Source organism: Adhaeribacter soli (assembly GCF_008727925.1).
In the GTDB taxonomy this organism is placed as follows: domain Bacteria; phylum Bacteroidota; class Bacteroidia; order Cytophagales; family Hymenobacteraceae; genus Adhaeribacter_A; species Adhaeribacter_A soli.
The window spans coordinates 105142-131854 of the sequence record NZ_VTWT01000007.1 but is presented as its reverse complement, the minus strand read 5'-3'; the positions used below and the strand labels follow the sequence as shown (position 1 = coordinate 131854).

The following is a 26713-nucleotide window of genomic DNA, read 5'->3' as shown; positions in this document are numbered from 1 at the left end:
GGAGGGGTACAAACGTAAAATGTGCCCGGAAGTAATTTCGGGCACATTTTTGCGTTAAGTACGTTAGAGTTTTTTGTTTAATACGGTAGCATTTTTGCCCGAAAACTGCTTACCTTCACCACCCAAGCCTTATTTCTGAACTTCCGGCCATGGACTTACGCGCCTTACTGAGAACCGAATTCCTGAACAACACTCTCGAGAATTATTTCTGGTTCGCCGGCGTCATGCTGTTTGGTTATTTGTTTAAAACCTTTGTTTCCAAGCTTTTGTCGGAACTTATGTTCCGGCTACTGAAGAAATACTCCCAGGACGTTACCAAATTCGATTTCAAGCGCCTGCTAATTCAACCGCTCGAATTCCTTACGTTCCTGTTCTTCATTTACATTGCCTTCGATAGGCTGAACTTTCCGAAACTGGGATTACCGCCGAAGGAAGTTTATTACTGGAAAGGCATTTTCCTGCGGGTTTACCGCGCATTCCTCATTGTTTCGCTTACCTGGGTGGCCCTGCGCCTGGTAGACTTTATTGGCCTGATCTTCATGAAGCGGGCCGAAAAAACGCTTTCCAAGCTCGACGATCAGCTGGTTCCCTTCTTTAAAGATTTCGGAAAGGTAATTGTGGTCATTATCGGGTTTCTGTTCATTATTTCTTTTGTTTTCGACCAGCGGGTAAGCAAGATTGTAGCTGGTTTGGGAATTGGCGGTCTGGCGCTGGCTTTTGCGGCCAAGGAAAGTTTAGAGAACCTGCTGGCTTCATTTACCATTTTCCTGGATCAGCCTTTTATTGTGGGCGATCTGGTGCAGGTGGGCGAAATTACGGGCGTGGTGGAAAAAATCGGATTCCGGAGTACGCGTATCAGAACATTAGAAAAAAGCTATGTAACGGTACCGAACAAAAACATGATCGATAAGCCGCTGGACAACCTGACTTTACGAACCTTCCGGCGTGCCAAATTCGACATTCACCTGACTTACAGCACTTCTTCCGAACAGATAAAGAACATCGTTACCGAGATTCAGCAGTACATTCTGGACCACCCGCGCACCAACGACGAAGGCCGCGTACGCTTCATGAACCTGGGCCCGAGCTCCAAGGACATTATGCTGCAGTACTTCGTAGATACCATGGATTGGGACGAATACATCGACACGAAGCAAGAGATCAATTTTAAAATCGTGGAAATTGTAGAAAAGCACGGCGCCCGCTTTGCCTTCCCGACTACCACGCTGCACGTAGCTAAAGATGAAAAGCCTGATTTAGGCCTTGAAATGAAGGATACTGAGTAATTGTTAATTGTTAATTGCTGATTGAATTTAATTTTGGTTTTCCGGCAGCAAGACAAGTGCTTCAAAAAGAGTTTTTTGCAGGTAAAAACCGACTGGAATTTGGAAGCTCGCAGCAACAACTATAGCAAAAAGGCATAAGCAAAATTATTGAGTCATCCCGAGCGTTAGCCGAGGGAACTTATGGAGCCACTTATATTAAATTAATCGGTAAGACAAACTTTGCTACGCTCGCTTTGTCATTGTAATTTCTATAAGTTTCTTCGACAAGCTCAGAATGACCGACTTTTCTTTTTAACCTGACAGCTATGGTGCACACAAATAAACGGCAGGCGGTAGTACCTGATGGCTTATGTAGCACTAATATTTAAAACAGCAAAGCCTCACTGGTTGGTGAGGCTTTGCTGTTTTATTTTCAATCTGATGGATTACCAACGCGCCCGGCGTCCGCCAAGAACGTTACTGAGAATGGAGCCCATGCCGCCGCCTAAGATGCTGCCGCCCATTCCGCCACCTCCCATCATTCCGCCGCGTCCGCCGCCGAACAAGCCGCCTAAACCGCCGAGTACAGAGCCTAAGCCACCGCTGCCCATGCCGCCGCCCATCATTCCGCCTCTGTTCATACCACCGGACATTACGCTGCCGAGCAAACCGCCTAATAGTCCGCCGCCGAGCAAGCCGCCACCCATTCCGCCCATACCGCCCATCATTCCGCCACGACGGCTGCCGCCTCGTAAAATGCTGGCAATTAAAATCGGAGCTGCTACGGCTAAAACGCCTTTCATTAAACCATCTGCCGGAATGCCGGCTTTTTTGAGCATATCGCCCATGCCGCCACCGGTACTTTCGCTGGAAGCGCCCAGCGCGTGAGCTTCAACTATTTCGCCCTTTTTAGCAGATTCGTCGGCAACGTTCACGAATTCTTTCAGTACGCCGTATTGCTGTTGGTTTACGCCAAGGTAATCGGCCATGCCTTTAATGAGCTCTTCTTCCTCGCCGCTTAAATGGCCGTCGGCTTTGGCAAAACTCATAATATCGGTGATGAAAGAATAGCGGAGGTCGCTGCCTTTTAGTACGTCGAGGCATTTTTGTACGCTCAGGTTGGCGGGATCGTGGGCAGCGCTTAAAACCGCGCGCGTAGATTCCTGGGAAAGGCCGGCCGATTCGCTTAAAGCTGCCAGGAATTTGATTTCCTGTTCGGAGGCATCGCGGTCGGCGGAGGCGATGGAGGCAATGGCGCCAAGGTAAGCGCCTTTTTCGGTGTCTGAATAATCTTTCAGCAGTTGTACTTCCTGGTTTTCCATAGTTTTAGCTTGACAATTGGCAGATGCGAATTGCCTTAACGGAATTTTGCGGGTTTCGTTGTTCGTTGCTCGTTATTCGTTGTTCGGGTGGGTTTTGGAGGAAGAGGATAGCGTTTGATGAGTTAGGGAAGACCGCCAGCTGTGGTTGGTGGTACTTCGGCCAGTGTACTTCAATTGTGGGTTAAGGACATAAATAATTGGGCAAACTTAAATTTAAACTACTACAATTGTCATTCTGCATAAAATTTATGGGTTCAGAGCATGGCATTCACAAGATTCTTCCAGAATGACAGAAAAGGAATGGATAAAATTGGGTAAACTAAATTTGCCCCTTACTTAACCTTTTCTCTTCCCGAATTAAATAAATAACCATTAGACCGCCTTATTCGAATTGGCTACCAACTGGTTTATGGCCGCAATTTCAGCTTTGGTAAATTCGCGCCACTGGCCAATGCCCAAGCCTTTCAGGGTAATGTTCATGATCCGGATGCGCTTTAATTTTCTTACTTCGAAATCCAGATACGCGCACATTCTCCGGATCTGCCGGTTCAAGCCTTGGGTTAAAATAATGCGGAAGGTGTAATTATCGATCTTTTCTACGAGGCATTTTTTGGTTACCGTGCCCAGAATGGGAACGCCGTTGCCCATGCGCTTGATAAATTCTGGCGTTATGGGTTTGTCTACGGTTACAATGTATTCTTTTTCGTGGTTGTTGCCGGCGCGTAGAATTTTGTTTACAATGTCGCCGTCGTTGGTTAAAAAGATGAGGCCTTCGGAAGCGCGGTCTAATCGCCCAATCGGGAAAATGCGCGACGGGAACCGGATGTAATCGATGATGTTGTCTTTGATGTTCCGTTCGGTGGTGCAAATTATGCCTACCGGTTTATTGAAAGCCAGGTAAAGGGGTTCGGGTTTTACGTTTATCAGGCGGCCGTCTACTTTCACGCTGTCGCGGTTGGAAACTTTGGTGCCGAGCTCCGGACGCTTGCCGTTTATGGTTACCCGCCCCTGCTCGATCAGTTTATCGGCTTCGCGGCGCGAACAGAAACCGGTGTCGCTAATAAATTTATTCAGGCGGGTAAGTTCGTTATTGGACATAAGGTAATTGTGAGGTCATTATTATTTGCAGGTTTTTCAGGCTGAAAACCTACTGTTTTTAAGTTTTTGTGCTTTAGTCTGTGAGGGCACAGACTAAGGTGAGAAGGATTGTACTCCAATATCAATTGGTTACTTATCAATCTCTTTGTTGCTGAAACAATTAAATTAATAAAGGATGACGTAGGAAAATTCAGATAGGTTTGTTTAATTCTCTTATCTTATATTTTTTAATTTTGTGCTTTAGTATTTCTTCGACTTCCTTGTCTTTATAAAACCCAAATTTTTCGAGCCAAGTAAATCCATGATTTGCAGGTAAAAGAAAGGCTGGCAGCACTCCTTCTTTTGTCGTAATTATCAACCCAAGACTGACGTTGTTCAAACCCTTGAAATCAAGTTCATCACTTTCATCAACAAGAACACCTTCAGGATACTTATGACATACTTCTAATATATTAATAGCTTGAATTATTGAGTCAGTCGAAATAATTTTAAACCAAAAGGCAGGATCACCTTCTTTAAATTTTTGTAGTTCCGGCAATTTGAGAAACCTACAATAGAATATTTCGTCATACTCGAAATTTGAGCCATCAGGATAATCGTCAAAGCATTCAAGTTTATAGGTTACTTTTTCAGAATTGAAGTAAAAGGCATTAATATCCCAGACTATTTCTACAGAGTTAAGTTTTAACAGTTCTGAAAGCAATTGTACTTCTGAATCGGAAAACCTTAAGTCTTTCATTTATAAAGCTGCTTAACTTAATAATTACAATTTCTTTGATTTGAAGGTTTGCTTTTATAGTAGCAAAAGCAACTATTCACAACCGGAACCTTAAAAATTAAAATACTCCCCTTCCTTCACCTCCACCGCTTTTTCGGGTTCTTTTTTGCCTTTAAGGGCGTCTACAAATTCTTGTTTTTCTTTGCGGAGGTCGTCTTTCAGTTTGGTTTTTACGCGCTCCTGATCGTAGGCAATTTTGTAGTTGTTTTCGCTGCCTTTCAAGGTGAGGAATAAATTGGCCGGGCCGCCGGCTTGTACCACTTCCACGTTCCCGAAACGTTCATCTTTGTCGCGTTTTTTTTCGCCTTTGGCCAGCGGAATCCGGAATTTATAGTCCATTTGCTGGTCGAAGGTGTGGGTACCGGAAATACCGATTACGGAAGCGCGGGAAACGTTGCTGCGAATTTCCATTTCCGGAATGTAAACGGTACGGTTCTGGATCCAGAAGTGGTTGGTGAGTTCGGAGAAACGGAGGTTGGCCAGTTCGTTGCGGTCTGCAAAGGCCGAAAGTTTTTGCATGGGTTCGAAATACACCAATTGTCCGTTTACCAGCGTGGCATTTATATCGGCTTCCATTTTATCGACCAGCGGGTTCAGGTGCTTATCGAAATACAGGTCCGACTGGATGTTGGCCGTGAGTTCGCCTTTCAGGTGACGCTGTTGCAAGAAGTTCTGCCCGAAGTTCTCGAATACGTAAAGCAGGCTGTCTACCCGGATGTCTTCTACCCAGGTGCTGGTACTTGCTTTGAGGTTGTTCCGGGAGCGGGCATCGAGGGAGCCTTTCACCGAAAAACGGCCACCAATGATGCTGAGTGCAATGTTGGGTGAAGAAACTACCTGGTCTTTCAGGCGCACCGTTCCCGTTACATTCTTGCTTTTGAACCGCCGGAACTGCAGCTTTTTCACTTTCGCGTTTAGGTTAAAATCGAGGTTCGGCGATACTACCAGGTTGTATTCAGCTTCCTGGCCAGCGGCAGGTTTCCCGGCTTCGGAAGTGCTTCCGGTGGCAGCCAGCAGTTCATCGAAATTCAGGAAAGCGGCATCGAAATCGGCTTGTACGAACAGGCTTTGATTATCGAGAAGGAGCCAGCCCAGCATGTTTTTAAAGTAGCCGTTCAGGGTAAAATCGGAAGAGCCCAGCTGGCCGGAGAAGTCGGAAACCGCTACATCGTTTTTACGGAGCAGGAAGGTACCGTTCAGGTTTTTGAAGGGTTGGGCATACTGTTTCAAGTGCAGGTTGGCGTTTTTCAGGTGCAGGTCGCCGGAGGCCTTCAGGGTCTGGTTGGCCGGTTTGGCCCGGAAAGCATTCAGATTACCGGCAAAAGCAAACTGTACCTGGGCGTTGCCGCTGCCGCTTTTAACTTGTTCCTGCGGGAAAAGCGCCAGCACGTGCGCAATATCCAGGTCGGCTTTGGCATCGAGTTTCAGGTCGGGGTTGGCGAAATTGCTGTACACCAGGTTTGCGCTGAACGGCCGGCCGCGCAAGGTGCCTTTCAGGTTTTTCAGCTCCAGAACGGAGGTTTGCAGATTATGCTTTTTGCCGTTACTGAAACTTCCTTCCAGGCTGATGTTTTCGAGTTTTTCCTTGTAATCGGGGTGGTAGAAAGAAGCGTTTTTGCAGCCGAATTCAAAAGCAATAAGTGGACTTTTTCTGCCCGAAGCGGTACCATTTACCACGCCTTTAAAATATACGTTGCCCTGGCTCTGGTACTTGCTTAGCGGTTTGGTAAATTTCTGCGGCAGCAACGAGAGTAATGACTGAATATTGGTGTTGCGGCCGTGGAGTTTCAGGTCGAGTTCGGTTTCGTTTTTATAAGCTACCGAGCCGTTTACGGTGTAACTGGCTTGCCCCACTTTCACTTCCGAAGGCGCAATCACCACTTTTTCCTCCAGGCGCAAAATATCTAGATGCGTGTTCAGCACCACGTCTTTGCCTTTAAAGTAAGCGCTTTTGTTTATCAGTATGTTGTGGATGTGCGTTTGGCCTTCGGCGTGAATGGCTATTTTTTCGGGGGAAATTTTCAGGGCGGCTACCAGTTCTTTGGCGTCGGTCTGGTAGGTTTGGTCCAGCTGCCGGTCGTCGTATTCCAGCAGTACGTTTTTCAGGGTAATTTTCTCCAGGTCGAATTTAAAAGCTTCGGAAGAAGAGGCTGTATCCGGTTCAAAAACATGGTAATTTACCGCCCCGTCCGGCTGTACCCGGACCAATATCTGCCCGTTTTCGAGCGAAAATTCCCGCACTTCGTATTTGCCTGAGAGTACATCTTTCAGGTTAAAGGTGAAATATAGCTGCTTGCCGGTGGCCAGCGGTTCGGTAATTTCGGGTAGGGAACCGGAAATTTTCACGTTCTGCACCGTAATGGCCACTTGCGGAAATTTCTCCCAGAGCGAAAGATCGATCTTGCCGACTTCCACTTTAGCTTTTAAATGCCGGTTGGCTTCGGCCACGAACAACTGAATGATCTTGTCTTTATACACGTAAACCATGCTTCCTGCCAAAGCAGAAAGCAGCAACAAACCCGCCACGGAATAAATCAAGATGCGGTAAAATACTTTTTTCTTCACAAACGCTACTGTTTCTCAGGACCAAAGCCCGAACCTTAAAGATAATGCGGAAACCCTAAGGCGGCAAGCAGAAAACGGACCAGAAATATTTTTATTTTTTTCTCAGAATTATTTGGCATTTCCATTCCAACCCACCATATTTGCATCACCAAAACAGACAGCTGGTCTGTTGCTGAAAAATGGGGTGTTAGCTCAGCTGGTTCAGAGCACCTGCCTTACAAGCAGGGGGTCACTGGTTCGAATCCAGTACGCCCCACCATTTTAAAGCCGCAACACTTTCTTGTTGCAAACCCAACGGGGTGTTAGCTCAGCTGGTTCAGAGCACCTGCCTTACAAGCAGGGGGTCACTGGTTCGAATCCAGTACGCCCCACTCGTTTAAAAGCCTTACGTGAAAACGTGAGGCTTTTTGTTTTCCAAACTGTTCAAAATCTGATAAATATTTTACCTTTACTTTAGATATGTTAAAGGTATTATCAACCCCTAACAAGGGTAAAGAAACGAATTCCAAAGCCATAAGGCTTACGCTCGAAACTTTCTGGCCTGCACTTTTTTTTCTGCTGATCCTGCTGCTAGGCATCTTCATTTTCCCGCATTACGGAATATCCACCGACGAACGGATTGATTACCTGACCGGCCTGGTAAATGCCCGGTATGTGGTGGAAACCATCTCGCCTGAAGCATTATCCAAGATCCCTTACCTGGCCCAGGTGCCGGAATTAAGTACGTATTCGGATCGGCATTACGGTGTCTTCTTCCAGTTACCGGCCTCCATCCTTCCGCACCTGTTCGGCTTTTCCGATGTCCGGGATATTTACCTGTTCAGGCATTTCTTTACCTTCCTTTTTTACTTCGGCGCCCTACTGGCTTTCTATAAAATTCTGCAACAGCGCTTCCTGAACTGGCGGATTGCTTTACTCGGAAGTTTAATGCTGGTCCTTAGCCCCCGGATTTTTGCTGATGCTTTTTTCAATTCCAAGGATATCGTTTTTCTGGCGCTGATGGCGGGCGGCTGGTATACGCTGAATAATTTACGGAAGCATTTCACCTACAAATGGGCGATCCTGCACGCCATTATTACCGCCGCCGCTCTAGATACCCGCATCATGGCTCTAAGCTTACTGGCTTTAAGCGGTCTCTGGCTGGCGCATGAACTTTTCTATGCTACTTCTAACAGAAAACGTTTACAGATTTTCCGGTGCGGCATTGTTTTTACTTTATTCCTGGCAGGTTTTACCATCTTATTCTGGCCGTATCTCTGGTCGGCGCCGCTGGCGCATTTTCTGGAAGTTTTCGAGAAGCTGGATCGGGGCGGCAGTACGTTTGACGTGCTGTACTGGGGCGAATTTATCCCTTACCATACCCTGCCGTGGCATTATATTCCAACTTGGTTAATCATTACTACCCCGCTACTTTATTCTCTGCTTTTCCTGCCTGGCCTCCTGGCAATAGTTGCCCGTGCTTTCCGGCAAAAACTGGCTTTTATCCACAAAGAAGAAAACAAACAGGACCTTTCGGCTTTGTTTTTCTTTTTCTTTCCTCTGGCTATCGTGATCTATACCAATGCCATTCTCTATGATGGTTGGCGGCATATGTTCTTTATTTATATACCTTTCTTATATCTCGCGATGCTGGGAATGGTAAGACTTTATAGCTGGCTTTATGCAAACAACCGAAACTTGTGGCAGGCAAGATCAGGTCAATTACTGATTGCCTGCGTACTGGTTGGTCTGGGGCATACGGCCTGGAAAATGATCCAAATGCATCCGCACCAAAACGTTTATTTCAGTTTCATGCAGCCCAAGTTCGTAGTAAAAAACTTTGAGAGGGATTACTGGGGGCTCTCCTACCGCAAAGCATTGGAATATATACTGCGAACAGACCCCAGAAAAGAAATTCCGATTGCTGTAAACGTATATTCCGGCATAAACGCCAGCGATATTCTTTATCCGGAGCAACGCAGCCGGTTAAAGTTTGTGATTACCCATGAGGCAGACTATTTTCTTACCGAATACCGTTGGCAGCGTAACTTTTATCCAACCTGGGAGGAAATATTTACCGTTAAGCCGGCTGGCCTGAAAATCATGTCGGTTTATAAATTAAAATAGCCTCGCCAACCTTCAGTCTCACGGTTTTGTGAGTAATTTCACGTTTTACTTTCCTTACCGCATGCAATTAATTGAAGTAACCGACTCCCATACCCGGAAAGAGTTTCTGGAGTTTCCGGTGCGCCTCTATAAAAACGAAAAGCACTGGATCCGTCCGCTAGACCATGAAATTGAAGAGGTATTCGACCCGAGGAAGAACCCAAACTTTAAAGGTGGCGAAGCGATCCGCTGGCTGCTGACCGATGACAAAGGCGAAACCATTGGGCGCGTGGCGGCTTTTATTAACCCTAACACCAAAAACGCCGGCGCTTTTCCGGTGGGTGGCATGGGCTTTTTCGAATGCGTGAACGATAGAACGGCGGCTTTTACGTTGTTCGATGCCTGTAAGCATTGGCTTGAAGCGCGCGGTGTGGAAGCGATGGATGGGCCGATCAATTTCGGGGAGCGTGATAAATGGTGGGGCTTATTGGTGGAAGGTTTTACCGAACCGAACTATGGCATGTTTTACCACATGCCTTATTATAAAGCGCTGTTCGAGGAATACGGTTTTCAGGTTTATTTCAAGCAGTTTACTTTCTGGCGCGACCCGCGCGTAGTATTGGCGACGGCCATGCAGGACCGAATTAACCGGGCTATGCAGATGCCGGGCTACACCTTCCGCCACGCCAGCAAAAAGGACCTGGAAAAACTGGCTTACGATTTTTACACGGTTTATTCAAAAGCCTGGGCCAGCCATACCGGTATCAGCCGCATGACGATTGAAAAAGCCCGCCACATTGTAAAAGCCATGAAACCGGTAATGGACGAGCGCCTGATCTGGTTTGGGTATTACAATGAGGAGCCGATCAGCTTTTTTGTAATGCTGCCGGAACTAAACCAGATCTTCAAACACCTGAACGGCAAACTTGACCTGATCGGCAAACTGAAATTCCTGTGGTATAAGTATAAGCTGGAAAAACAAAAGGGCAACAAGAAAACCTTCGGAATTATCTTCGGGGTGGTACCGGCGCACCAGGGCAAAAGCGTGGAAGCAGCCATGATCGGCGCTACCCAGAAAATGGTAGTTGACTTGGGTTATACCGATATCGAAATGAACTGGATCGGCGATTTTAACCCGAAAATGCTGGGCGTAACCAAATTGCTGGGCTCCACCGTTTGCAAAACCCACATTACCTACCGCAAGCTCTTCGATCCGAACCAGCCTTTTGAAAGGTACCCGATCATTAAATAGCTTCTGTCCGGGCCTTGGCTTTCACAATGGAAACCTACTGTTTTACTTAAAGCTGATTTGTTTGCAAGTCTCTGCTCCAGCATTTTCGAAGGTACTGCATAAAGGCCATTGGGCAGTAGCAACATTTTTCGGGCTTTACCTGCTGCTTGGGCTTTTGATCTATAAGGATTACGGTATTTCTTTCGATGAGCAGCTTAGCCGGGAAAACGGGATTGTAAACGCCAAATATCTGGTAGAAAAGCTGGCGCCCCGGGTACTGGAAGGCAGGGAGTTCTGTCCGCGTTGCCCGCCCCTGGAAAATTACTCCGGCGCGGTGCTGGGACCAGTTTTTGAAACGGCAACCGTAGCCTTAGAATGGGTTCTGGGATTGGAAGATCAGGGCGATATTTTCCGGTTGCGGCACCTTTGCACCTTCCTGCTATTTTTTACCGCAACCCTGTTCTTTTATTTCCTGCTGCAGGAACGCTTCCGAAATCCGCTAATAAGCCTGGCCGGCGTCCTGATGCTGATTCTTTCGCCGCGGATCTTTGCCGATTCATTTTACAACCCCAAAGACCTGCCATTTTTGTCGCTGTGCCTGATAAGCACCTACACACTGGTCCGCTATTTAAAAAGGCCCGGCCTGCTCACGGCTTTCTGGCACGCGCTTGCCTGTGCACTGGCTATGGATATCCGGATCATGGGTATTCTGCTGCCGGCCGCTACGCTTGTTTATGTTTTCCTGCATCTCAGATATTACCCCAAAGAAGGAATTTCCGGGAGCAAGGTGCTGGTCTCCGCTTTCAGCTTTTTGCTGTTCTTTATTATTTTCGCAATTACTTTCTGGCCGCACCTTTGGGAACATCCTTTCAGCCGTTTTTCCGAAGCTTTTCTTTTTGCCGGCAACTTCACCTGGACCGGGCATATACTTTACCTGGGCGAATACGTGAATGCGCAACACCTGCCCTGGCATTACCTGCCAGTATGGCTATTCATTACCACTCCCCTGCTCTATACTTTTTTATTTTTAGTTGGAATTGCTTTTATCGTGCGGCAGGTAATTGCTTCCGGAATTTCTCTTTACCAAACGCCGGCTACTCGCCAGGACCTGGTAATTGCCGGACTGTTTTTTGTACCCGCTACGGCCGCCATCGTGCTGAACCTGGTTTTTTACGACGGCTGGCGGCATTTCTATTTCCTTTACCCCTGGTTTGTTTACCTGGCAACGGTTGGGCTATCTGAACTTTTAAGCCTTATTAGCAGGGTTAAAAATGAAAGGCAAAGATTGTTGCTTCGGAATGCATTGGCAGGCCTCTGGCTTATTTTAATTGGGAAAGTCGCCTTCTGGATGGTTCTGAATCATCCGCATCAGCAGGTTTACTTCAGCATTTTCAGTTCGGATAAGGTACGGCAGCAATTTGAACTGGATTACTGGGGCTTGTCTTACCGGGAAGGGCTGGAGTTTGTGGTGGCCGATTCAAAGAAAGAGCAGATCAGGCTTTTTGTACCTACCATTTCCGGCTACGTAAACAGCTTTATGCTGCCGCCGGAACAAAGAAAGCGCCTGGTGTATGTAAAAAGCATTGCCGAAGCCGACTATTTCCTGACCGAATACCGCTGGCATCCTCAGGATTTTCCTTTGGAAAAAGAAGTGCACCAGGTGAAGGCCGATGACTTTAAGATCTTATCGGTTTTTAAGCTGGACCGGGTCTATAAAGAGGTGCCGGTTTTCAACCCGGGGTTGCCGTAAAACGTTAGCTTAACAGGGGAAAAGCTATAAAAAAATAAAAATACCTTCCCTTTTTTGGTACTGGTTACCCCCCCTAACCCCTCCAGGGACTGGGTTAATTCATTCTGGCGGATTCTCCCCTTGAGGGGAGTAAGAGGGGTGTTTACTCCTGCTGATTTTATCAAATAACGTGTTTACACCCCTATGATCCCCTCAAGGGGATAGTCGTTAGACAGAATGAAACGCCCCTGCCTCCGAGGAGGGGAATTGGTTAGTCAGGCTTTAAGATTCCCATGGCGTAAACCGAACCTGAAATTGTTCTGATTTCAAGCCAGGCTCAGGAATTCCTTATGCAAAGCCAATACCTGGGGAATGACCAGTTGGGAATCGTCGTTATAAACCACGTAATCGGCGCGACGGATCTTTTCTTCTTCCGGCAGCTGTTTGGCGATAATGTTTTCCAGGTCGGTTTGGGTGCGGTGGGTATCGCGTTCGAGCAGGCGTTTCATGCGGATGTCCAGGGGAGCGTAAACTGTAATCATTTTATCTACCTGGCGCCAAGCTTCGGTTTCGAACATCAGGGCCGCTTCTTTCAGCACGTAAGGCGCGCCGGCATTTTCAGAGACCCAATCCACGAAATCTTGTTTTACGCGCGGGTGCACCAATGAATTAAGCAGTTGCAGTTTTTCGGCATTATGGAATACCATTTTAGCCAGAAAAGTACGGTCGAGGCCCTGTTCGTTGAAAGTTTTGGGGCCAAAGGCAGCAATGAGTTCTTCTTTCAGTTGCGGATTGCAGGCCATTACCTGTTTTGCCCGGTGGTCCGAATCGTAAACCGGTACGCCAAGCAGTTCGAAGATGCGGCAGACAATGCTTTTGCCGGTGCCGATGCCGCCGGTAATTCCAATTTTAAGCATGCGTAAATTAAGGGGCAGGATAAGTTAATCTTACTTTTTCGGGCGAAACGGCTACCCTTTTTACCTGGCGGGGTTTGCGGGTTATTTTTACCGAAACCGAGGAATCGCGCGGGTCGAGCTTTTTCAGGTCGGCTTCGGCTTTAAAGGCCTGGGAATCGGGATGCGTATGGCCGGTATCGGCGAAGTAGTATTTTACCTGCACCGAATCGGGCTGCAGCTGCGCGCCATTAGGCAAGTGGCTTTGATTAATGAACTGAACGGCTACGCGGGTTTCGGCCTGGCGTAAGGGTTTTACCTGCAGCCGGACGTTTACTTTTTTCACCTGCGAGCCTACCAATTCCTGCGGCACGAAAGCAAGCGGCACCGACTTCTGGTAACTTTCGGTTAAGCCGGAATCGGGAAGGTGGAGCGGATACGGATCGGACAGGGCTTTTACGAGCGAGGCCGGCCCGGAAACGGTAACGGCAGCCGGAATAATTCTTGGTTTTCCGGAAACAAAATACCCATCGGCCACCGGTGAATTGGTGGTATCGACAGCCAGGCGGATGCGGCGTTTTATCAGTTCTTCGAAGTGGAAATAAATGGTATCGGTAACGACATAATTTAATTCTACGCCCTGAAATGTACTGTTAATGTAGGTGCGAAGCTGCCGGGAAGTGAGGTAATTCTGAGTGGGTTTGGCAGGAAGCACGATGCGGGCCGGCTGAACTTTCAGATTAAGCGCTTTGCCCAGAAGCTTCCAGCCTTTGGCCGTTACGTTTATGACAACTTCTTTGGGAGGTTCGGTTACGGGTACCAGTTTTTGGGGATCGTAAATAAAAACAATGGGGTAGCCGGTCCGGACGTTGTAATAGGTTTTGTTCAGGGAGTTAAGTACCCAGAAAGTGGAAGCTACCAGAAAGCAAAGCAATACAATACGCCAGTAGTGCCTTTCTTTTCGAAAGAAAGGCTTTAACAGCCAGGCGAGTATGTGCTTTATCCTGTCGATAGCTTCCCTTGTTTAATCTGGATGAAATTAGGCTTTGGTTTCGGCAGTTCCGGAAACCGGAGCGGCAGAAGCAATAGCCGATTTGTCGAACTTCAGTTTAAAGCCGCGATCTACTTCCAGCCAAACGGTGTTCTCCTGAATGTCGGTAATTTTACCGTGCAAACCGCCGATGGTTACTACGTTGGTACCTTTCTGCAGGGATTCGCGGAATTTTTTCTGGTCGCTGACTTTTTTCTGCTGCGGCCGGATCATGAAAAAATAAAAGATCAGGATAATAGCGCCCCAAAGCAGGATCTGCTGGATGCCGCCCGCTGAAAGTGATTGCAAAAGAAGTGTATTCATTAAGCGTATGGTTTGTGGTTGGTTCTCAATACGGCAGCAGCCTGCTTACTGAAGAATGTTGGTTTTAATGGTAAGCTCGGTAATGTTCGGCTGGGTATTGGCCCGGATCGTGATCTGCTTGTTCTGCTGGCCGGTTTTGCCCTGGCTGTCGAACTGCACATCAATTTTACCTTCTTTGCCCGGCGCGATCGGCTCTTTCGGGTAGTTTGGCACCGTGCAGCCGCAGGTTGCCGTAGCGCTTTCAATGATCAGAGGCGCTTCGCCGGTATTTTTGAACGTAAAGGTATGGCTTACTACTGCCCCCGGTTTAATGTCGCCAAAGTCGTAAACGTTTTCAGCAAAAGTCATTTTCGGCAGCGGTCCGGCCGGTACTTCGTGCGGGTTAGCAGTATTCGGGTTGTTGATCAGGTCGGCAGCTGAAAGATCTTCCTGCGTAGCGGTTTGTTCAGAAGCGTTCCCGGCTTTTTTGTCGCAGGAAGTCATTCCGAAAAAGCCGAACAGTACCACCAGCGCGTAAATAAATTTGATTTTCATTGGTAATAGTTTTGGGTTAGGTAATCAGTTTCTGTTTCTAACGAAGAAATTACAGATTCCTGATAATGTGATCGGCAAATTCCATGGTTTTGGCTTTTCCGCCCAAATCGCCGGTGCACTGCTCTTTGTTTAGCAGGGTTTTGTTCAGGGCGTTGGTAATGCGGGTTGCATGGTGGTGCATATCCAGGTGGTGCAGCATCATAATGCCTGAGCGCAACATGGCCGTTGGGTTCGCTTTTCCCTGACCGGCAATATCCGGAGCCGAACCGTGCACGGCTTCAAAAATAGCCATGTCGTCGCCGATGTTGGCGCCGGAAACTACGCCTAAACCACCTACCAGACCGGCACAGATATCGGAAAGAATATCGCCGAACAGGTTGGAAGTAACCACTACATCGAACTGCTCCGGCTTTATAACCAGCTGCATGCACATGTTGTCGATGATCTTGTCGTCCATTTCGATTTCCGGGAACTCGGCCTGCGCTTTTTTAGCAGCATTCAGCATTAAGGTCCCGGCCATTTTCAGGATGTTGGCTTTGTGCACCACGGTTACTTTTTTGCGGCCGTGTTTACGGGCATAGGCAAAAGCCGCGCGGGTAATTTTCTCGCAACCGGCTACCGTAATGCGGTTCGTAGAATCGGCAATGCCTAAGCGCTCGTCGTAAGTTTCCAGACCGGAGTATAAGCCTTCGGTATTTTCGCGGAACAGCACCAGATCCACGCCTTCGAACTTGGTTTGAATACCCGGCGTAGTGCAGGCAGGGCGCACGTTCTGGTACAGGTCGAATTTCTGACGAAGCTGCACGTTAATGCTCTTAAAGCCTTTGCCCACCGGCGTAGTGATCGGGCCTTTCAGACCCACGCGGTTACGCTCCAGCGAATCGATCAGCGATTGCGGGATCAGTTCGCCTTTGCTGTCGAAAGTGGTCTGGCCGGCATTTTCTTCTTCCCATTGCACGGGAACCTGCGCGGCTTCAAAAATGGATTTTACGGCTTCGGTAATTTCCGGACCAATGCCATCGCCGGGAATAAGGGTAACTACTCTCATGTTAAACTTCTTTCCGGCTGTTTATCTGGTTAATGAGCAGATCGACATCGCTTAATAATTTTTCGGCTTTGTCTTTCGCGTCTTTTATTACTTTCTGGCCTTCGCTCTGGGCAGCATTCGGTTCGGCGTCCTTGGCCATCATCTGTTCGGTAAGGTCGCGCAACATGTCGCGGTATTTATCGAGACGGAAGCTCAGGCGGTCGCGGGTTTCGCGGCCTTTGTCGGGTGCGTACAGCATGCCGAAAGCAACGCCGGCTGCAGCGCCGCTGAGGAAGGCAATCATAGCGGTTGTCTTTTTGCTCATAGCTATAATAGTGGTTGGTTGTTCGTTAATAGTTGTTGGCGTTCGGGTGGCTTAAAACGCTATGGTTTTGGTTTTAAAAGCCCGAAAATAAAAACTTAAATGCTTAAAAAACACTTTCCTGCTAATTTCTCAATAATTCCATCAAAACCAACCAACAACCAGCAACTTAATTATTTATTATCGATCAGGCCGCGGCCGCTTTTCCGGATGGCGCCGGAATCGGTCAGATCCTGGGCCAGCTTATCGAGTACGCCGTTAATAAACTGCTTACTTTTAGGCGTGCTGTAAAGTTTCGAGATTTCGATATATTCGTTAATAGTAACTTTAACGGGAATGCTCCGGAAGATGTGCATTTCGCAAAGCGCCATTTTCAGGATGATCTTATCGATGATGGCTACGCGTTCGATGTCCCAGTTTTTTACGCCGGCCGAGATCATGGCTTCGTACTTTTCGTCTTCTTCTACGGTTTTGTGGTAGAGTTCTTCGAAGAAAGCTTTATCGTCTTCCCAGTTCGTGGAAAGGTCGAGCAGGGCCAGGTTTTCGTCGGTGGTTTCTTCGATCATTTTCACCGTTTTCATTACCAGGCTTTTTACGATCGGCTTGTTTTCTTCCCAGTTCAGGTCCTGCTCTTCGAACCAGGCCTGCAGGTTTTTATCTTTAAAGATGAGCGTTTTGAAAATGTATTTGGCAATTTCCTTATCGGCTTCGAAGGTCTGTTCTTCCGGACTTGCCAAGTAAGCTAATACGGTTTCGTCCTGCTTCAGCACGGTGCGGTAAAACTGCACGATCAGGTCGCTTTCTTTTTCCCAGCTAATGTTCCGGCGGATGATGAGCTGCTGCAGGTTTTTATTATTTACCAGCTGCTGTATTACCTTGTTTTCGGTAAGGCGGCGGAAGTCCTGTTCTTTTTTAACCGTATAACGGCTGGCTTTCTTTACCTCGTCAAGTTCGATCTGCTTCAGAACTTCTTCGGTAATTTTCAGGATGATGAGGTAATGATCGTAGATGGTTTCTACGGCGTTAAGCATCTGGTTGCCGAAGAATTTAAAGTCTTTTTTAACCTGGTTCTGGTAAAAAGCAATGGCGCTGTTCACCGAGTCCAGAATTTCCTTGTCGGTTTCTTCCGCATCGAATTTGCGGGTTTCGTACCACTCTTTGAACAGCAGCGTAGCGATCTGCTTTTTGCCTTCCAGCAATTGCTTGTTCTGCACCTCCATGGAATTCAGGTCCGGGGCAAAATCTTCCTCGATGCGGTCGAGGGCCATGAGATAATCGGAACCTTCGGCCTGGTTATAAGCATAAATGGCCTGCATTGCTTTGATCCGAAGGGTGCGTCGATTGAGCATTGTAATGAATTAGAAATTAAAAATTAGAAATTAGAAATGGCTTTGGCCATTATTGTTTTTTATCTGGTAGTTTTCAGTTGAAAAACGATACTGTTTTCCCCTTAAAAACACGTCAGCCTTAAAGTTCACACATCGTTCCGATTAACCATGCAACAATTTAACAATTCAGCAATTTAACCTGGTCAAAGAACAAGAGTGGCCGGTAAGAAACAGTAGGCTTTTACTGTAAAAAATACCGCCGGGTTAGCGGACTTGTTTAATTCGTATTCCGGTCGGGAATAATGCTCTCAAACAAGCCCTAAACAAAAAGTGCTACAAATTCATGCAGCACTTTTTATTTAAGATTCAGTAGCGTTTCAGCTTAGTAAGTAGATTTTACTTTACCAATGCTGGCAATACGTTTCTCGGCCATTTTCATAGCGGCAAGCTGGGTGTACATACCTTCCTGCTCAGCCATGTTGAAAATTTCGAGGGTATAATCGTAGATCTTTTCGGTCTGGTCGTAAGCCGCGGTGCGGTTGTAACCGTTCAGTTCGGAATACACGTTGATAAGACCACCGGCGTTGATCAGGAAGTCAGGCGCGTAAACGATGCCTCTTTCCATTAAAGCAGGGCCGTGTACGTTTTCGTCTTTCAGCTGATTGTTTGCGCAACCGGCAATTACCTGGCACTTAAGACGGCTCAGGGTATTGTCGTTAATGGTTGCACCTAAAGCGCATGGCGAATAGATATCTACATCCAGGTCATAGATCTCATCCAGGCCAACAATGGTAGCGCCGGTTTTAGCATTGATATCTTTCAGGCGCTCCTGGTCGATGTCGGTAATGAATAACTGGGCACCTTCTTTTACCAGGTGCTCGATCAGGTAACCACCTACGTGGCCGGTACCCTGAACCGAAATTTTTCTGCCGGCAAGGCTATCGGAACCGAAGGCACGCTTGGCAGCGGCTTTCATACCTACGTAAGTACCGTAAGCTGTAACCGGAGAAGGATCGCCGGAACCGCCCATCGACTCTGGTAAGCCCGTTACAAAGTTAGTTTCCATTTTAATGTACTCCATGTCTTTGCTGGTAGTTCCAACGTCTTCGGCAGTGATGTATTTACCGTTCAGGTTTTCTACAAAACGGCCGAATTTACGCCACAGCGCTTCCGACTTGTCTTTCTTGGAATCGGCAATAATTACTGCTTTACCACCACCCAGGTTCAGGCCGGAGATAGCTGCTTTATAAGTCATGCCGCGGGACAGACGAAGTACGTCGTTGAGCGCCTCCGCTTCGGTAGCGTAAGACCACATACGGGTACCGCCAAGCGCCGGACCTAAAACTGTATTATGAATACCGATAATGGCTTTCAGACCGGTCTCATGATCGTGACAGAAAACAACTTGTTCGTGCTGAAACTCGGATACCTGTCCGAAAACGGAGGATTCCTTTTTAACTGGTACTTCTTTAATTTCGACCATTTTATGCTAATTAAAAGGTTATTCTGATTTTGTAACAAGCCGCTTGGCAGCCCTAGTACAAATCAAACGCAAAAGTAATTCAATTTTTGCAGAAAGCCAATGCAGGTTTTTTAAAAGTATCCTACACTGTCCTGCTTCTTTGCTATTTACCGTGCGAAAGGCTCTTTTTTGCGGGTGAAGTATAGCGTTGTTTGGGATAAGACAAGCGGCAGGCGGTTTTGGTTGTATGAGGGAAGGGAATTATTATCGGTTTGGTTTTCCGGAGGATGAACAAAAAAGTACCGGACATTCATGTGTTACTTGTTCGGATTGATTCCGTATAAACGTTGCACCTTATGATTTGCCCATGCTGCCGGAACGCAAATTAAACCGTTTACCGAATTTCGATTACAGCACGGCTGCTTTGTATTTTATTACTGTTTGTGTGCAGGACGGAGAGCATTACTTTGGCAAGGTTGCCGACGAGACAATACACCTGAATACCTTTGGAAAAATTGCGAATGAACAATTTCTTTGGTTGAAAAGTCAGTACCCGTACCTGGTGCTGCACACTTACGTTGTAATGCCGAATCATGTGCATGCCATTTTGGAGATCAACCCTTTTATTCAGAAAGATTTTGGGCAGGAATGCGTGCGTATAGGAAAGTTTAATCAAGAAAGTGAGACAGGGGAATTTGATCAGGAATGCGTGCGGAAAGGATCAGATAATGTGCGGACAGGTCGCGACCTGTCCCTACGGAAAATAAAATCGGTTTCGGAATTGGTTGGCGCTTATAAAACTACTACTTCTAAAAAGATCAGGCAGGCCGGACTTTCGGAATTTGCATGGCAACGTTCTTTTCACGATCATATCATTCGTGATGAGCGGGGTTATCAGAACATTTATCATTACATCCAAAACAACCCGGCCAAATGGCACCAAGATAAATTTTTCAAACCGTAGGGACAGGTCGCGACCTGTCCGCACGCATTCCCGATCAAACATTTCCGATCAAACATTTCTGATCACACATATCTAGTCACGCATTTCCAATCACACATTCCTGAACATGTCCGCAAATTATCCGATCACGCATTAGCGAACAGATTTGTAATTCAAATCCACATTCAGAAATATTTGATCAGGAATGCGTGGGGACAGGTCAAGCCCTGTCCGTACATATAATTTGGCAATTGCTTTTGCTAAAGGTACCTTTGCTGCAACCTTCTTTTGTGTTTCCGTGAAATCGCTTCTATACTTAAATAAATACATGTTCCGCTACAAGTGGCGCCTTTTCTGGGGCGTTATTTTTGTGGCGGTTTCCAACCTGTTTGCCATTATTCCGGCCCAGGTGGTGCGGCACGCCTTCGATCTGGTGAAGGACGGCATCCGGATGCACCAACTTTACGCCGACAGCAGCCTGCAACAGAGCGTTTACGACGTTTTTGCCCGCAACATCCTTTTTTACGGCGCTTTAATTGTGATCATGGCTTTGTTGCGCGGCGTGTTCCTTTTCTTAATGCGGCAAACCATAATTGTAATGAGCCGCCTGGTAGAAAACGACCTGAAAAACGACATTTACGCCCATTACCAGACCTTGCCGCTGAGTTTTTACCGCCGCAACAATACGGGAGATCTCATGGCACGCATTTCCGAAGACGTAGGCCGGGTGCGGATGTACGTGGGGCCGGCCATTATGTACGGCATTAACCTGGTAGTGCTGTTCCTGCTCGTAATTCCGTACATGCTTTCGGTAAACGTGAAGCTTACAGTTTATACACTATTGCCCCTCCCCTTGCTGGCAATCAGTATTTTTTACGTGAACAACATCATCGAACGCAAATCGGACCAGATCCAGAAAAGCTTGTCGGGCATTACCACCTTTGTACAGGAAGCTTTTTCGGGAATAAGGGTATTGAAATCGTTTGTGCGGGAAGACGATTCGGCTCAGAATTTCGACAAGGCCAGCAATACGTATAAAGATAAATCGCTGGAGCTGAACTTTGTAAATGCCCTTTTCTTTCCGCTTATTTTATTCCTGATCGGGCTAAGCACCATTATTACTGTCTGGATTGGGGGCAAGGAAGTGATAAACGGCAGCATTACGGCCGGAAATATCGCCGAGTTCCTGATCTACGTAAACATGCTTACCTGGCCGGTAACGGCGCTGGGCTGGACGGCCAGTCTGGTGCAGCGCGCGGCCGCCTCGCAAGCCCGCATCAACGAATTCCTGCACACCAAAACCGATATTATTTCGCAAAGCAATTTCCGGAAAGAACTTACCGGCGACATTACGTTTGAGAACGTAAGTTTCGTTTATCCGGACACCGGCATCGAAGCATTAAAGAACCTGAACTTCAGCATTAAGCACGGCGAAACGCTGGCCATAATCGGGAATACCGGCTCGGGGAAAAGCACCATTGCCAACCTGGTTTGCCGGCTTTACGATACCACTTCCGGCCGCATCTTGATCGATGGCGTAGATATTAAGGAGTACGACCTGAATAATTTAAGAAGCCAGATCGGGTACGTACCCCAGGATGTTTTCCTGTTTTCCGATTCCATCCGGGCCAATATTGGTTTCGGGGTAGAAGCGCTGCCTGACCACAAAATGGAGCAGGCCGCCAAAGATGCCGATGTGTACGAAAATATCATGCGCTTTCCGGAGAAGTTCGAAACAAAGCTGGGCGAACGCGGCATTACGCTTTCCGGAGGACAGAAGCAGCGCGTTTCCATTGCGCGGGCGCTGGTGCGCGAACCAAAGATCCTGATCCTGGACGATGCACTTTCGGCGGTGGATACTAAAACGGAAAATGCTATTCTGAATAACCTGCAGCGTATTATGCAAAACCGGACTTCTATTATTATTTCGCACCGGGTTTCCTCGGCCAAGCTGGCCAATCACATTCTGGTACTGGAAGACGGCGCCATTGTGCAGCACGGCACCCATCAGGCTTTAATGGAGCAGGAAGGCTTGTACCGCCACCTCTACGAAAAGCAACTTGTAAGCGAAACGCAATCCTAACCGAGCAAAATTTAAACCGGAAAGTAGTTTTTTTTCACGTTCTTACTAATTGCAAGCAACGCAAGTGCCGGAAATTGCGTCTGCTGCTTAAAGAAAGGATCGTTCTTGCCGTTGTTTTTTGGCATTCTACCAAAAACAATAAGAGCAAACAAGAATAATCCTATTTTTGTTCTGAAAGCCCGTAACCAGAACCTGGTTCTTTAGTAAAATAAAGAAACACTTTTAATGCCCTTACCGGCATTCATTTTCTTGCCAATAGTTTTTTTACCAATCATCCTTAAACCGTAAAAGCTATGAAAAAAAAGAAAATTTTACTCGCTGATGAATTGAAATTCGTGAATCGTTTAAAATGGGGCTTCGAGCAGGCCGTTACTACTCCAAAAAAGCTGCAGAAGCCCGGAGCCGTTGCCTGTGAATGTATAGAAATATACAATTTCGGGGATTATACCTTTTCCGATAATTAAGCTTTTCCCTTTAGGTTTTGAAGCCTTCCCGGCTTGTAAACTTAAAAGAATAAGCCATTACCACCACCTTCCGGTCCGCTGACCAGGTGGTGTTTTTGTTTAAAGCGCCTGCTCTTTTTACATCCCAATCTTCCGCGTATCCGTATTAATCTGCCGAAACAGGCAGGGTGCTACGCCTTTGCCGAAAAGTTGCCTGCTTATGCCTTTAGGGCGTCTGCAAGGCAGTTTTTCGGCAGGAAACCGTACTATTTTCTTTAGCAAAATTGGACTGGTTTCAGGGACAAAGAACAACACCGCGGGCCTGTTCAGAATTATTTCCGGTATTTTTTAGTTCTAAGTAAAGAAGTAGCTTTCAGGCACTTCTGATTTATTTTATTTATGACCTGTTAATTTACTGCCATGGCCGCGAATTTAGACCAGATTGGTGCTCGTTTCCGTTTCTACATGAAAATCAAGGAACTGGGCATTTACGAAGCAGGAATCCTGAGCGGGACTTCTGCCACCCTTATTTCCAATATAATTGCCGGGAAAAACTACACCATGGACGAGCTCCTGAAAGTGCTTTCGGAATTTAAAGACCTGAATTCGCACTGGGTAATTTACGGGGAAGGCAACCTCTTTAAGCAAACCGGTCACCATGGCCCGATCGTGCCGGAGAAACGCATGCAACACCTGCAGGAAATGCAGCGCTTGCTGGAAAAACTGGACGCGATTGAAAAATCGAAAGCCAACCAGAACCAGATCGAGGCGCTGAAAGCCCGCATTGCTGCTTTAACCACGCAATTGTAGATCTGAACTCTTATAGATTAAAAAGCGCTGCCGGAAATGTTCCCGGCAGCGCTTTTTTTACAGGTAGGCTTTTACTTTTTTACGGCAAAAGCCTACCGTTCTCTCTTGTCCTTACGCGGCTTATTCCTGCAATTTCTGCTCTAACCTGTCCAGTAATTCCACGATCTGGTCGGCCATTTTATCTATTTCATCCAACCCTTTCAGGGCCGTTTCTTCTGCTCCGGCATGGTGCAGTTTCACTACCCGACGGGCTTCGCGGTGCAGATCAGTATGAATGGTTTCCAGTTGCCGGAGCTCTTTAAAGGAGGCACAGGCACCCAGCAGAAAATCCTGCATCCACTGCCCGAAAGGGCACTCGTGCTCCGACAGCACCGGCGATTCGTCTATGGCAGCTCCCAGCAAGATAGCGCGCAGCTTCGACTTGAAAAGAAAATGCTTGATCCGACCTTGCTCAAATTCCTGTTTTACCGATAATGTCATATTTCTTTTCCTTCCGGCTTCCTGTTTGCTACCACTGCAGCGGGGCTACAACTACGTTCAAAGGTCTGAGGTGGTTTTAGTACAGCCGCGCAATTTTCAAACATTTGCATTTCTTTAGCTCAGCAAAGTCACAGGCGTTTCCTGAAATAAAAAAACCGGCTGCCAGGAAGCAGCCGGTTTTAAAAACATTCAACAACCAAAATTTACTTTACCAGCATCAGTCTGGTAACCTTGATTTCGCTGGAGGTAACCAAACGGGCCATGTAAATACCCTTCGGCCATTCAGTACCTTTAACTTCTACCGAACGCTGCTCGTTAGCCTGGGCTACTCCTTCGGCCACGCGCTTCACCAGCATGCCTTTCAGGTCGTAGATCTCCAGGGTATAGTTTCCGGCTTCCGGCATGGTAAAAGTAACCGTAGTGTTCTGATCAAACGGATTCGGCATTGCCTGCAGTACTATTCCGCCCTGTACACGAATATTTCCGTTTCCTTTTTTAGAGGTCTCACAGCTTCCCAGGTAATCGCCGTGGGCTAAATGCGCCTTCACGGCGTTGGCTGATATGCATATCTCCTGACCGTTATGGCAAACCAGCACTTTGTCGTTTTTATTCCCACAAGTGGCATCTACAACTAAAACAGCTACCTGATCGGATGAAGTACAGCCCATAGCATCTGTTACCGTTACGGTGTACGCAGTAGTAACAGACGGGCAAACACTGATAGCAGCAGTGGTAGCGCCGTTGCTCCAGAGGTAAGTATAATTACCGGCGCCGCCGGCAGCAGAAGCCGTTAAAGTTGCGCATTGCGTTGGAGCATAACCTTTGTAAACGGTTTTATCAGCACCGGCATCGGCCTGCACCAGGGAGTTCACTCTAATGGTTTGGGTAGCAGAAGAAGCACATCCCGAAGCATTTACATAGTTATAAGTAATAGTATGGGTACCCGCACCGGCAGCAGCAGCGGAGAAAACACCGTTCGTTACGCCTGGTCCGGCATACGTTCCGCCGGCAGGCTGGCCCTGGGTAAGGGCAAACGGCGCCGCATTGTTACAAACGCTGGCTACCGCACCAAACGAAACAACCGGCAACGGATTAACTACAATATCCTGAGAAGCAGAAATAGTGCAACCAAGGCTGTCGGTGAAAACATAGGTAACAGTGTGGGTGCCTACGCCGGCAGCCGCCGGATCGAAGATGCCGTTACTTACGCCGGCGCCAAAGTAAGAACCTCCCGGCGGTACGCCCTGAGTAAGCGAGAAGGCCGGAGCCGAAACGCAAACGGAACCTAAGTTATGCAGCGTAATGCTTGGCAGCGGATTTACGGTTATAGTAGCTGTAGAAGTATTCGAGCAGCCATTGCTGTTGGTGTAGGTATAGGAAATAGTATGCGTACCAGCACCGGCAGCAACCGGATCAAATACACCATTGCTTACGCCCGGTCCGGAATACGTACCACCCAGCGGCTGACCACCGGCTAAGGTAACAACTCCGCCATTAATACAGAAGCGGCCAAAGCTGTTCAGGGTAACTACTGGTAGCGGATTCGCTACAATGGTTACGGTTTCTACCGCCGAAGTGCAGGAACCTTCCTGGGCTACTACCTGGTATGTACCCGGAGCCAGGTTACTGAACACGTTAGAATTCTGGTACGTTAACCCTCCATCGATGGAGTACTGATAAGTTGTTCCGCCTGAAGCAGAAACAGATATAGTGCCTTCGTTGCCATTATTGCCGCAAGGCACGCTGGTGATGGCCGCGGTAGCACTCAGGTTGCAAGGAGGAGCCGGAGAAACAACTGTAACCGGTACGGTGATCTGGGCAGAAAGCGGAGATGTCACATTATCGGTAGCTACAAATTGCAGGGAGTAAGTACCTGCAGCGCCGGTTGGCGGCGTCCAGGTGAAAGTACCGTTTGGCGTGCTGCTAGAGCCGTTCTGCACGAAAGTGGCCCCCATAACCATTGGTAAGCCACTGGCACGAAGGGCAACCAGGTTACGGTCCGGATCGGAAGCATTTACGGTGAATTGCAACGGCTGGCCTTCTAATACAGTTTGTGGTGCAATAGCAGTTATTGCCGGTGCATGGTTGGTAGTAGGGAAAATGTTCAGCATGAAGTCGCGGTACACATAAGCGCCAGTCAGCACCCCGTTTATTTTTTCTTCCAGTTTCACGTTTACCAGCCAAACGCCTTGTTGCGGGTTAGTCCAGGAAACGGTACCGTTGTTGGCAATGGAAAAGCCGCTAGCCAGCATGCTTGCATACGGATTACCGGAAACGCCATACGGAATGTTCAGGGTGTACTGCTGTTCGTGGTTTTCCGGATCGGAGTTGTTGAAGCTGAACGAAAGCGGCACGTTGGAAGCGTAGTTGAACACCGGCAGGTCGTAAAACTGTGGCGAGGAGCTCGGATTGGCCGGATCGTAATTTACGGCGGCAAAAAGGCCCATGTCCAGGTTCTGCGCAAAGTTAGCGCCCCCGCTTACGCGGCAGCAGCTCGTCCAGCTAATGGTGTGCAGGCCCGGCTGCTGCCAGGTTACAGTTTGCTGTTCCACTTTCTCTACAGTAACCCCATCCGGCAGCGGCGTAAGCGACACCGTGCTTAAGTTCGTGTTCAGGATCGGACTGCCCGAGTAAGTCGGAATTACGCTGCCCGGCAAGGCGCTGCGCCAGTAGCTTTTAATCGAAACCTTGTAAGTTCCGCCTCCCAGGCTCTGGTAAGTAATCTGTCCGCCTTTGTAGTGCGAGGCATAGGTGTTGATGCTGAACAATACGGCAATCAGCAGCAGAAGCAGCCTCTTGGAGGAAAGCAGTCCTGCATTTTTCTGGTCGTGACGGGGAGCAAAGCTCCGTTGCCGGGAAGCGGCACGAAAGCGCCGGCCTCCCAAGACATTTTTCAGGGTTAGTAGATGTTTTGTCATAATTGCTGGTTTGATAGGGTCTGAATAATTCCTTTAATGCAAT

The 26713-nt window shown here is 47.7% G+C and carries 22 protein-coding genes and 2 tRNA genes; 10 read left to right on the top strand and 14 right to left on the bottom strand.

The window, feature by feature from the left end; genetic code table 11:
- Positions 1 to 149 precede the first annotated feature (149 nt).
- Entirely contained in the window at positions 150 to 1286 is a 1137-nt protein-coding gene (locus tag F0P94_RS13540; protein WP_150904427.1) for a mechanosensitive ion channel family protein, read from the top strand.
- Between the two features lie 425 nt (positions 1287 to 1711).
- Here the strand turns inward: F0P94_RS13540 and F0P94_RS13535 are convergent, their stop codons facing one another.
- From F0P94_RS13535 to F0P94_RS13520, 4 genes are all read right to left on the bottom strand, one after another.
- Positions 1712 to 2587, bottom strand: coding sequence for a TerB family tellurite resistance protein (locus F0P94_RS13535; protein WP_150904426.1), 876 nt, complete (start codon positions 2585 to 2587; stop codon positions 1712 to 1714).
- Between the two features lie 372 nt (positions 2588 to 2959).
- The gene (rluF, locus tag F0P94_RS13530; protein ID WP_150904425.1) at positions 2960 to 3685 is read right to left on the bottom strand and encodes a 23S rRNA pseudouridine(2604) synthase RluF; all 726 of its coding nucleotides are present in this window, start codon (positions 3683 to 3685) and stop codon (positions 2960 to 2962) included.
- A gap of 190 nt (positions 3686 to 3875) precedes the next feature.
- A complete protein-coding gene (locus F0P94_RS13525; RefSeq protein WP_150904424.1) occupies positions 3876 to 4424 on the bottom strand; it encodes a hypothetical protein in 549 nt (182 codons plus the stop codon).
- A gap of 90 nt (positions 4425 to 4514) precedes the next feature.
- Complete coding sequence (locus tag F0P94_RS13520; RefSeq protein ID WP_225307222.1) at positions 4515 to 7028, bottom strand: DUF3971 domain-containing protein; 2514 nt, start codon at positions 7026 to 7028, stop codon at positions 4515 to 4517.
- A 181-nt stretch (positions 7029 to 7209) separates the two neighbouring features.
- Here F0P94_RS13520 and F0P94_RS13515 point away from each other — a divergent pair.
- The 5 genes from F0P94_RS13515 (at position 7210) to F0P94_RS13495 (ending at position 12094) form a co-directional block, all read left to right on the top strand.
- Positions 7210 to 7287 (top strand) — tRNA-Val (locus F0P94_RS13515).
- 37 nt (positions 7288 to 7324) lie between these two features.
- A tRNA-Val gene (locus tag F0P94_RS13510) sits at positions 7325 to 7399 on the top strand.
- Between the two features lie 88 nt (positions 7400 to 7487).
- Entirely contained in the window at positions 7488 to 9134 is a 1647-nt protein-coding gene (locus F0P94_RS13505) for a hypothetical protein (protein ID WP_150904423.1), read from the top strand.
- 61 nt (positions 9135 to 9195) lie between these two features.
- Positions 9196 to 10365, top strand: coding sequence for a hypothetical protein (locus F0P94_RS13500; protein WP_150904422.1), 1170 nt, complete (start codon positions 9196 to 9198; stop codon positions 10363 to 10365).
- A gap of 61 nt (positions 10366 to 10426) precedes the next feature.
- Positions 10427 to 12094 carry a glycosyltransferase family protein gene (locus F0P94_RS13495; RefSeq protein ID WP_191907042.1) on the top strand — a complete coding sequence of 556 codons (1668 nt, stop codon included), beginning with the start codon at positions 10427 to 10429 and terminating at the stop codon, positions 12092 to 12094.
- A 305-nt stretch (positions 12095 to 12399) separates the two neighbouring features.
- Here the strand turns inward: F0P94_RS13495 and coaE are convergent, their stop codons facing one another.
- The 8 genes from coaE to F0P94_RS13455 all read right to left on the bottom strand — a co-directional run bounded on the left by coaE (position 12400) and on the right by F0P94_RS13455 (position 19014).
- Positions 12400 to 12990 carry a dephospho-CoA kinase gene (gene coaE / locus F0P94_RS13490; RefSeq protein WP_150904420.1) on the bottom strand — a complete coding sequence of 197 codons (591 nt, stop codon included), beginning with the start codon at positions 12988 to 12990 and terminating at the stop codon, positions 12400 to 12402.
- Positions 12991 to 12997: 7 nt separating this feature from the next.
- Positions 12998 to 13900: a YbbR-like domain-containing protein gene (locus tag F0P94_RS13485; RefSeq protein WP_150904419.1), complete on the bottom strand. Its 903-nt coding sequence runs from the start codon at positions 13898 to 13900 to the stop codon at positions 12998 to 13000.
- 105 nt (positions 13901 to 14005) lie between these two features.
- On the bottom strand, positions 14006 to 14320 hold the full coding sequence (gene yajC / locus F0P94_RS13480) for a preprotein translocase subunit YajC (RefSeq protein ID WP_150904418.1): 315 nt from the start codon (positions 14318 to 14320) through the stop codon (positions 14006 to 14008).
- A 45-nt stretch (positions 14321 to 14365) separates the two neighbouring features.
- The gene (locus F0P94_RS13475) at positions 14366 to 14854 is read right to left on the bottom strand and encodes a DUF1573 domain-containing protein (RefSeq protein WP_225307221.1); all 489 of its coding nucleotides are present in this window, start codon (positions 14852 to 14854) and stop codon (positions 14366 to 14368) included.
- Between the two features lie 49 nt (positions 14855 to 14903).
- Positions 14904 to 15902: an isocitrate/isopropylmalate dehydrogenase family protein gene (locus F0P94_RS13470; RefSeq protein WP_150904417.1), complete on the bottom strand. Its 999-nt coding sequence runs from the start codon at positions 15900 to 15902 to the stop codon at positions 14904 to 14906.
- 1 nt (position 15903) lies between these two features.
- Positions 15904 to 16206 carry a YtxH domain-containing protein gene (locus F0P94_RS13465; RefSeq protein WP_150904416.1) on the bottom strand — a complete coding sequence of 101 codons (303 nt, stop codon included), beginning with the start codon at positions 16204 to 16206 and terminating at the stop codon, positions 15904 to 15906.
- A 170-nt stretch (positions 16207 to 16376) separates the two neighbouring features.
- Entirely contained in the window at positions 16377 to 17552 is a 1176-nt protein-coding gene (nusB, locus tag F0P94_RS13460) for a transcription antitermination factor NusB (RefSeq protein WP_150904415.1), read from the bottom strand.
- A 361-nt stretch (positions 17553 to 17913) separates the two neighbouring features.
- Positions 17914 to 19014, bottom strand: a complete 1101-nt coding sequence (locus F0P94_RS13455) for a Glu/Leu/Phe/Val dehydrogenase dimerization domain-containing protein (protein WP_150904414.1) — start codon at positions 19012 to 19014, stop codon at positions 17914 to 17916.
- 346 nt (positions 19015 to 19360) lie between these two features.
- On the opposite strand from F0P94_RS13455, the gene F0P94_RS13450 reads away from it, so the two are divergent.
- From F0P94_RS13450 to F0P94_RS13440, 4 genes are all read left to right on the top strand, one after another.
- A complete protein-coding gene (locus F0P94_RS13450; RefSeq protein WP_150904618.1) occupies positions 19361 to 19957 on the top strand; it encodes a transposase in 597 nt (198 codons plus the stop codon).
- Positions 19958 to 20234: 277 nt separating this feature from the next.
- Entirely contained in the window at positions 20235 to 22019 is a 1785-nt protein-coding gene (locus F0P94_RS13445) for an ABC transporter ATP-binding protein (protein ID WP_191907041.1), read from the top strand.
- A 293-nt stretch (positions 22020 to 22312) separates the two neighbouring features.
- Positions 22313 to 22483 (top strand): hypothetical protein, encoded by a 171-nt coding sequence (locus tag F0P94_RS19695; RefSeq protein ID WP_191907040.1) that lies wholly within the window; start codon positions 22313 to 22315, stop codon positions 22481 to 22483.
- A gap of 399 nt (positions 22484 to 22882) precedes the next feature.
- Positions 22883 to 23272 (top strand): hypothetical protein, encoded by a 390-nt coding sequence (locus F0P94_RS13440; protein ID WP_150904413.1) that lies wholly within the window; start codon positions 22883 to 22885, stop codon positions 23270 to 23272.
- A 120-nt stretch (positions 23273 to 23392) separates the two neighbouring features.
- Here the strand turns inward: F0P94_RS13440 and F0P94_RS13435 are convergent, their stop codons facing one another.
- Both F0P94_RS13435 and F0P94_RS13430 read right to left on the bottom strand, forming a co-directional pair.
- Positions 23393 to 23752 carry a CZB domain-containing protein gene (locus F0P94_RS13435; protein WP_150904412.1) on the bottom strand — a complete coding sequence of 120 codons (360 nt, stop codon included), beginning with the start codon at positions 23750 to 23752 and terminating at the stop codon, positions 23393 to 23395.
- Between the two features lie 203 nt (positions 23753 to 23955).
- A complete protein-coding gene (locus F0P94_RS13430; protein WP_150904411.1) occupies positions 23956 to 26670 on the bottom strand; it encodes an Ig-like domain-containing protein in 2715 nt (904 codons plus the stop codon).
- Between the last annotated feature and the right edge of the window lie 43 nt (positions 26671 to 26713).